General features: G+C 66.1%; 1 protein-coding gene. It reads left to right on the forward strand.

What is annotated here, in order from left to right; all coding sequences use genetic code 11:
- The first annotated feature begins 105 nt into the window (after positions 1 to 105).
- Positions 106 to 1,464 carry an IS1380 family transposase gene (locus ACXMYJ_RS29025; protein ID WP_313901315.1) on the forward strand — a complete coding sequence of 453 codons (1,359 nt, stop codon included), beginning with the start codon at positions 106 to 108 and terminating at the stop codon, positions 1,462 to 1,464.
- The last annotated feature ends 139 nt before the right edge of the window (positions 1,465 to 1,603 follow it).

The raw sequence follows: 1,603 nt of genomic DNA on the forward strand, positions 1-1,603 counted from the left end.
AATAGGCTGTTGACACGACCTGTAATGCACGGAAGTGCCTGTCCTGTTTGAGAAAATGTGACTTGTCTAGGGTCCATGTTCACAAAGCGGGAAGGCACTCCGTAGGTGAAGCGTAGCGCGGTTCGTTCTCTGCTGGTGGATTCAGGTCGCGAGTCGTTGGTCTCGTCGGCCGGCGGGCTGCTGTTGGCTCGGACGCTGCACGTCTCGGGACTGGAAAAGGCCATGTCAGAGGTCTTGAAGCGGTGGCGGGCACCACGAACCCTGCACGACCCGGCCAAGGTGCTCACCGATGTCGCGATCGCGGTGGCACTCGGCGGTGACTGTGCCGCCGATATCGCGGTGGTGCGTGCTCAGCCCGAGCTGTTCGGGGCGGTGGCCTCCGATGCCACCGTGTCACGTCTGATCGCCACGCTGGCCGGCGACGTCGATGCCGCCGTTGCGGCGATCCGCGCGGCCCGGGCAGCAGCCCGCGCGCACATATGGCGGCGCCAGCAACCGCTGGCCGGTACCTCAGGCAGCCAGGTCATCGTCGATCTGGACGCCACCCTGGTGACCGCCCACAGCGACAAACAGGGCGCCACCCCAACCTTCAAGTACGGATACGGGTTTCATCCCATGCTCGCCTTCGTCGACCACGGCAGCCACGGATCCGGTGAAGCCCTGGTCGGGTTGCTGCGACCCGGCTCAGCCGGCTCCAACAGCGCTGCTGACCACATCAGTGTCCTGGATGCCGCGTTGGCCCAACTGCCCGAACCCGAACGGGCCCGGGTGCTGGTGCGCACCGACACCGGTGGCGGGGTCAAGGACTTCCTGCACCACATCACCGACCTGGGACTGCAGTACTCAGTCGGGTTCTACGGCATGCCCCCGATCGTCGAAGCGCTGCGCCGGGTCCCGCGGCGGGCGTGGCGGGCTGCCCTCGACGGCGACGGCACACCACGCGAGGGCGCCCAGGTCGCTGAGTTGACCCGCTACCTGCCCGACACGCTGAAAGGCTGGCCGGCAGGGATGCGGGTCATCGCCCGCCGAGAACGTCCCCATCCCGGCGCGCAGTTGCGCCTGACCGATGACAACGGGTGGCGGATCACGTGCTTTGCGACCAACACCCGCGGTTGGTCGATCTGCGATCTCGAAGTCCGGCACCGTCAACGCGCCCGCGCGGAAGACCGCATCCGCAACCTCAAAGACACCGGACTGACCAACCTGCCGTTTCACGGGTTCGCCCAGAATCAGATCTGGCTGGAGATCACCCTGCTGGCCGCTGACCTGCTGGTCTGGACCCAAGTCCTGGCCTTCACCGGCCACCCGGCCAGAGGCTGGGAACCCAAACGACTACGCCTGCGCCTGCTTGCCGTCGCCGGACGCATCATCACCTCAGGGCGTCGCCGCTACCTACGGCTGCCAAGAGGCTGGCCGTGGAGCGACCTCATCGAATTCGGCTGGACCGCACTGCAACCCACCTAAAACACAGAAACCATTCCGACGAGCAAAGGACCCAGGAGCACCGGCGAGACGCAACGCCGGAACCCCAGGCCGCCCACGTCAGAACCGCCCACCCACGCCACGAAAAGACCTCAACTACCCGCCACGTGAAAGATCGAGG

It is taken from the genome of Mycobacterium sp. ZZG (assembly GCF_054786995.1).